A 6,172-nucleotide genomic window follows, 5' to 3' on the forward strand; every position below is an offset into this window, starting at 1 on the left:
GGTGTCCCGTACGACCCTGGCGATGGCCCGCGACGGGCACCTGCCGGGCGCGCTGGCGGCCGTGCACCCGCGCTTCCAGGTGCCGCACCGGGCGGAGCTCGCGGTGGGCGCGGTGGTGGCCGTGGTGGCGGCGACGGCGGATGTGCGGGGCGCGATCGGGTTCTCGTCCTTCGGCGTACTGGTCTACTACGGCATCGCGAACGCCGCCGCCTGGACCCTGGGGCCGCGGCAGCGGCTCCTGGCGGGCGTCGGGCTCGTCGGCTGCGGCGCGCTGGCCTTCGCCCTGCCGTGGACCTCCGTCGCGGCAGGCGCGGGGGTGCTGGCGGCGGGGGTGGTCGCGTACGCAGCACGACAGGGGCGGCGCTGAGGCGGGCCCCGGCAGGGCTTGCCCGGCTCTGGCTCAGCGGCTCGCGAAGGGCTGGTCCGTGGGGACGATCTCCTTGCCCAGCGGGAGCAGGGAGACCGGGATCAGCTTGAAGTTCGCGATGCCGAGCGGGATGCCGATGATCGTCAGGCACAGCACGATGCCGGTGGTGATGTGGCCGAGCGCCAGCCACCAGCCGGCGAGGATCAGCCACAGCACGTTGCCGACGCACGACGGCGCGCCCGCGTCGCGGCGGTCCACGACGGTGTACCCGAAGGGCCACAGGGCGTAGATGCCGATCCGGAAGGCGGCCAGTCCGAAGGGGATGCCGATGATCGTGATGCAGAGCAGGAGGCCGGCCACCATGTAGGCGAGGAACATCCAGAGCCCGCACAGGACCAGCCAGATGACGTTCAGGATTGTCTTCACGGGCGATGACCTGCCATCTGCTCGAGTCGGGCGATGCGCTCCGCCATCGGCGGATGCGTCGAGAACATCTTGGCGAAGCCCTGACCGGGCCGGAACGGGTTCGCGATCATCATGTGACTGGCCGTCTCGATCTTGGGCTCCGGGGGCAGCGGAAGCTGCTTGGTGCCTACTTCGAGCTTACGCAGGGCGCTGGCCAGCGCCAGCGGGTCGCCGGTGAGCTGGGCCCCGGAGGCGTCCGCCTCGTACTCCCGGGAGCGGCTGATGGCGAGCTGGATGACGGAGGCGGCGATCGGGCCCAGGATCATGATCAGCAGCGTGCCGAGCAGACCCGGGCCCTCGTCGTCGTCCGACCGGCCCACCGGGATCAGCCAGGCGAAGTTGACCAGGAACATGATCACGGAGGCGAGCGCGCCGGCCACGGACGAGATCAGGATGTCCCGGTTGTAGACGTGGCTGAGCTCGTGGCCGATGACGCCGCGCAGCTCGCGCTCGTCGAGTATCCGCAGGATGCCCTCGGTGCAGCAGACCGCGGCGTTGCGCGGGTTGCGGCCGGTCGCGAAGGCGTTGGGGGCCTGGGTGGGCGAGATGTACAGCCGGGGCATCGGCTGGCGGGCCTGCGTGGAGAGCTCCCGCACCATCCGGTAGAGGGCGGGAGCCTCGAACTCGCTCACCGGGCGGGCCCGCATGGCCCGCAGCGCCAGCTTGTCGCTGTTCCAGTACGCGTACGCGTTCGTGCCCAGCGCCACGAAGACCGCGACGATCAGGCCCGTACGGCCGAACAAGCCGCCAATGACGATGATGAGGGCGGAGAGCCCTCCGAGGAGTACGGCGGTCCTCAGCCCGTTGTGCCGGCGGTGCACGGTACGCCCTCCAAGTGGTGCGGCAGGGGAACCCTTTGCTGGGTGCAGGTCCACCCGTCCAGTGGACCCTCCCGTACAGGTCAACGCCAGGCGGGAGGCGCGGGTTCCCCGGGCGTCGGCGGGGGGACGGCATAGGCCGTACGGGTGACCCCGGTCGCGGAGGAGCGCAATCAGCGCGACGGCGTGAGCGGCCCGGCCGGTCCAGGCGGGGAGCACGCCGCTGCGCAGGATCGCGCTGCCGGCGGCGAGAAGGAGGATCAAGGTGAGGAGCCGGGCGACCGAGTCGTGCGGCAGCCGGGCAGACGAAAGCCCGAGGTCTCCCTCGGGCTCTCGTTCGTGTCAGCGCTGGGCCGGGACGCCGACCCTCTCCAGGCCCGCCTTCTCCAGGGCCTCGGCGATCGGCTCGACCGCGCTGGTGCAGTGGGCGCAGCGGGAGGCGATGGCCGGGATCTCGCTGAAGCAGGCCGGGCAGTCCCGCTTCTCGGACTTGGCGTCCTTCGCCTCCTCCTTGGCGAACTTCTCCTGGAACTTCGTCATGGGGACGACGATGCAGAAGTAGAGGACGGCGGCGGTGATGACGAAGGCTATGGCCGCGGAGATCGCCAGGCCGTAGGGGAAGTGCGTCTTTCCGAGGGTGAACTTCGCCTCGCTGAAGTCGCCGACCGAGCCGGTGGCCAGGCCGATGAGCGGGGTGATGAACGCCTTGCTGAAGCCGGTGACGACGGCCGTGAACGCAGATCCGACGGCCAGACCGATGGCCATCGAGACGACGTTCCCGCGAAGTATGAAGTCCTTGAATCCGTTCAGCACGGGTCTAGCTCCTGGATGTTTATCTGTGGGGGGTCTCAGAAGAGCGACGTGGCCGCGAAGCGGAGCGCGAACTGCGGGTAGCCCGACAGCACGACGCCCGCGAGGGCCGTCAGCACGATCGCCAGGGTCACGGGGGCCGGGACCCGGTGCCGGACCGGCTCGCCCTCGGGCGCCCGGAACAGGATGGCCGTCCACCGCAGGTAGTAGTAGAGGCCGATCACGACGTTGACGCCCATGACGACGGCCAGCCAGCCGAGGCCCGCGTCCACCGCCGCGGAGAACACCGTGACCTTGGCGAAGAGGCCGATGATACCGGGCGGCAGGCCGGCCAGATTGAGCAGGAAGAAGCCGAGCACGAGCGCGAGGACGGGCCGGGTGGCGTACAGGCCGCGGTAATCCGCGATCCGGTTCTCCGGATGCGTACGGGCGACCACGACGACGACCGCGAACGCGCCGAGGTTCACGACGGCGTACATCAGCGCGTACGCGACGGTGGCGCCGATCTGGTCGTCGCTGGAGTACGCGGCGGCCGCGATCGGCACCAGGAGGTAGCCGGCCTGGGCGACGGAGGACCAGGCGAGCAGCCGGACCGCGCTCCACGGGCGGTCGGCGGACTGGCGCAGGGCGGCCACGTTGCCGACGGTCATGGTCAGCGCGGCGAGCACGGACAGGGCCGGGCCCCACACGTCGGCGTACGTCGGGAAGGCGACGACGGTGACCAGGACGAGGCCGGTGAAGCCGACGGCCTTGCCGACGACGGACAGGTACGCGGCGACCGGCAGCGGCGCGCCGACATAGGTGTCCGGGACCCAGAAGTGGAACGGCACGGCCGCGGTCTTGAAGGCGAAGCCGACCAGGGTGAGCACCACGCCCGTCTGGGCGAGGACGTCCAGCTGCGCGGGGACGTCGTCGAGCCGGTGCGCCAGCTCCGTCAGGTGCAGGGTGCCGGTCGCGCCGTACACGAAGCTGACGCCGAGCAGGGTGACGGCGGTGGCGGTGACCGAGGAGAGGAAGAACTTCAGCGCCGCCTCGCTCGACATCCGGTCGCCGCGGCGCAGGCCGACCAGGGCGAAGGCGGGCAGCGAGGCCACTTCGAGGGCGACGACGAGGGTGGCGAGGTCGCGGGAGGCGGGCAGCAGCGCCGCGCCGGCGGCGGAGGAGAGCAGCAGGAACCAGTACTCGCCGGCCGGCAGCTTCTCCTTGGTGTCGGAGATCGACAGCAGGGCGGTCAACAGCGCGCCGCCGAGCACCAGGAACTGGATGACCAGGGTGAAGCGGTCGGCTGTGTAGCTGCACGCCTGCACGTCGGCAGTGAGGCAGAACGTGGTGCGGTCGCCCTTGCGCAGCGGGACCAGCAGCGCGATCGAGGCGACCAGGCCGGCGATCGCGGTCCAGCCGAGGAGCTGCTTGCGCTGCGCCGGGACGAACAGGTCGGCGACGAGGACGGCGAGCCCGACGACGGCGACGAGCGTCGGCGGCGCGATCGCGAGCCAGTCGACGGACTGGACGAGGCCGGCGTCGGCGAGGCTTGCGGCGGTAGGGGTCACTGCTTGCCTCCGGCGAGGAGCTGCTGCACGGCCGGGTCGGTGAGGCCGAGGAGGACCGCGGGCCAGAGCCCGGCGACGACGGTGAGGGCGACGAGCGGGGTCCAGGCGGCGAACTCGTACCCCTGGACGTCGGCGATCTCCGCCTCGCCCGCGGGCCGCGCGGCGCCCATGCAGACCCTGCGGACCACGAGGAGCAGGTACGCGGCCGTGAGCAGGGTGCCGAAGCCGCCGATCGCCATGAAAGTGAGGAACGCGGGGCGGCTGAGGCCCGCGGCGGGCTCGAACGCGCCGAACAGCGCCAGCATCTCGCCCCAGAAGCCGGCCAGGCCGGGCAGTCCGAGGGAGGCGACGGCGGCGAAGGCGAGCAGCCCGCCCAGGCGCGGGGCGCGGCCGTAGAGCGCGGCGCCGGTCGCGCCGGCGAGGGTGTCGAGGTCGGCGGTGCCGTACCGGTCCTTCAGCGCGCCGACCAGGAAGAACAGCAGGCCGGTGATGAGGCCGTGGGCGATGTTGGCGAAGAGCGCGCCGTTGACGCCGGTGGGGGTCATGGTCGCGATGCCGAGGAGCACGAAGCCCATGTGGCCGACGGACGAGTACGCGATGAGGCGCTTGAGGTCGCCCTTGTTGCCCGGCTTCGCGAGGGCCAGGCAGGCGAGGGACCCGTAGACGATGCCGGCGACGGCGAAGGCGGCGAGGTACGGGGCGAAGACCCGCATGCCGTCCGGGGCGATCGGGAGGACGATCCGGACGAAACCGTACGTGCCCATCTTCAGCAGGACGCCGGCGAGGAGGACGGAGCCGACGGTCGGAGCGGCGGTGTGGGCGTCGGGGAGCCAGCTGTGCAGCGGCCACATCGGGGTCTTCACTGCGAGCCCGATCCCGATCGCCAGAACGGCGATGACCTGCACGGACGTGGTCAGGCCGCGACCGTTGTCAGTAGCCAGTGCCACCATGTCGAACGTGCCCGCCTTCACGCCGATGAGGAGCAGGCCGAGCAGCATGACGACCGAACCGAGCAGCGTGAAGAGGATGAACTTCCAGGCGGCGGACTGCCTGCCCTCGCCGCCCCAGCGGGCGATGAGGAAGTACATCGGGATGAGGACCATCTCGAAGGCCAGGAAGAACAGGATCAGGTCGAGGACGGCGAAGCTCGCGAGCGTGCCGGACTCGAGGACGAGGAGGAGCGCGACGAAGCCCTTGGGGGACGGGCCCGCGGGCATCTTGAAGTAGCTGTACAGCGCGCAGAGGAAGGTCAGCAGCGCCGTCATGACCAGGAGGGGGAGGGAAATGCCGTCGACGCCGAGGTGGATCCGCACGTCGAGTGCGGGGATCCACTTGATGTCCGTGCTCGCCTGGATCCTCGACGGCTGGTCGTGGTCGAAGCCGAGCGCGAGGACGATCGCGGCGGCCAGGATCACGCCGGTGACCGTCACGCCGTGGCGGAGCACGGCCTGGTCCGGGGACTTCCCCTTCAGCCCGGGCGGGGCGGGCAGGAGAGCCGCGGCGGCGCCGAGGAGCGGGCCGGCGACGATCAATGCGAGAAGGAACTGCATCACGGATTCGCTGATATCGATCACGGCTCACGATCCGGCGTTGACGTTGGCAAGGACGACGGCGGTGATCGCCAGGACCACGGAACCGGCGAGCAGGACGCTCAGGTAGGTCTGCACGTTGCCGGTCTGGGCCTTGCGGACCAGCCAGCCCAGGCCCTTGGCGCCGCTGCCCGCGCTGCCGACGTACGTGTCGACGACCTCGCGGTCCAGGAAGCGGACCAGTCCGGCCGCGGCGACGACGGGGCGCACGAACAGGCGGTCGTAGACGGCGTCGAGGTGGAAGCCGTCGGCCGCGTGGCGGTGCAGCGGGCCGAGGAGCAGCCGGCCGGGGTCGGCGGGGTCCTCGGACGGGTGCGGCAGGTGCAGGGCCTCGGCCTCGACCTGGCCGGCCTCGGCGTCGGGGTGGGCGACGGTCGCGGCGTACGCGGCGGCGGGCGCCTTCGCGGGGGCCGGGGCCTGGGCACGGAGGGTGCGCCAGACCGCGTACGTGATCACCGCGCCGACGAGAGCGACGCCGGTGCCGAGCACCGCCGTGGTGACGGTCGGGGTGAGGGCGTGTCCGTCGAACCAGTCGTCGAGGTACGCGACGGTCAGCCCGAACCCGAGGGAGGG

Annotated in this window: 5 protein-coding genes and 2 pseudogenes; 1 reads left to right on the forward strand and 6 read right to left on the reverse strand. The window is 71.4% G+C overall.

The window, feature by feature from the left end; all coding sequences use genetic code 11:
* A pseudogene (locus VIU94_RS14370) lies at positions 1-367 on the forward strand (amino acid permease); the annotation flags it as partial.
* Positions 368-400: 33 nt separating this feature from the next.
* Here the strand turns inward: VIU94_RS14370 and VIU94_RS14375 are convergent.
* The 6 genes and pseudogenes from VIU94_RS14375 to VIU94_RS14400 all read right to left on the reverse strand — a co-directional run.
* Entirely contained in the window at positions 401-793 is a 393-nt protein-coding gene (locus tag VIU94_RS14375; RefSeq protein WP_331911404.1) for a YccF domain-containing protein, read from the reverse strand.
* The gene (htpX, locus tag VIU94_RS14380; protein WP_331911406.1) at positions 790-1,653 is read right to left on the reverse strand and encodes a zinc metalloprotease HtpX; all 864 of its coding nucleotides are present in this window, start codon (positions 1,651-1,653) and stop codon (positions 790-792) included. Before htpX ends, VIU94_RS14375 begins: the two co-directional genes overlap by 4 nt.
* A 339-nt stretch (positions 1,654-1,992) precedes the next feature.
* The gene (mscL, locus tag VIU94_RS14385; protein WP_331911408.1) at positions 1,993-2,463 is read right to left on the reverse strand and encodes a large conductance mechanosensitive channel protein MscL; all 471 of its coding nucleotides are present in this window, start codon (positions 2,461-2,463) and stop codon (positions 1,993-1,995) included.
* A gap of 35 nt (positions 2,464-2,498) precedes the next feature.
* Positions 2,499-4,010, reverse strand: a complete 1,512-nt coding sequence (locus VIU94_RS14390) for an NADH-quinone oxidoreductase subunit N (protein WP_331911410.1) — start codon at positions 4,008-4,010, stop codon at positions 2,499-2,501.
* A complete protein-coding gene (locus VIU94_RS14395; protein WP_331911412.1) occupies positions 4,007-5,560 on the reverse strand; it encodes a complex I subunit 4 family protein in 1,554 nt (517 codons plus the stop codon). The genes VIU94_RS14390 and VIU94_RS14395 overlap by 4 nt, the downstream gene beginning before the upstream one ends.
* A 27-nt stretch (positions 5,561-5,587) precedes the next feature.
* Positions 5,588-6,172, reverse strand: a pseudogene (locus VIU94_RS14400) (NADH-quinone oxidoreductase subunit L); the annotation flags it as partial.

The sequence above is a fragment of the Streptomyces sp. genome (assembly GCF_036566765.1).
Classification (GTDB): Bacteria; Actinomycetota; Actinomycetes; order Streptomycetales; family Streptomycetaceae; genus Streptomyces.

Bases quoted from the DNA above. Each gene is read 5' to 3' on its own strand.
- VIU94_RS14395 (WP_331911412.1), bottom strand. From the start codon at position 5,560: ATGCAGTTCCTTCTCGCATTGATCGTCGCCGGCCCGCTCCTCGGCGCC.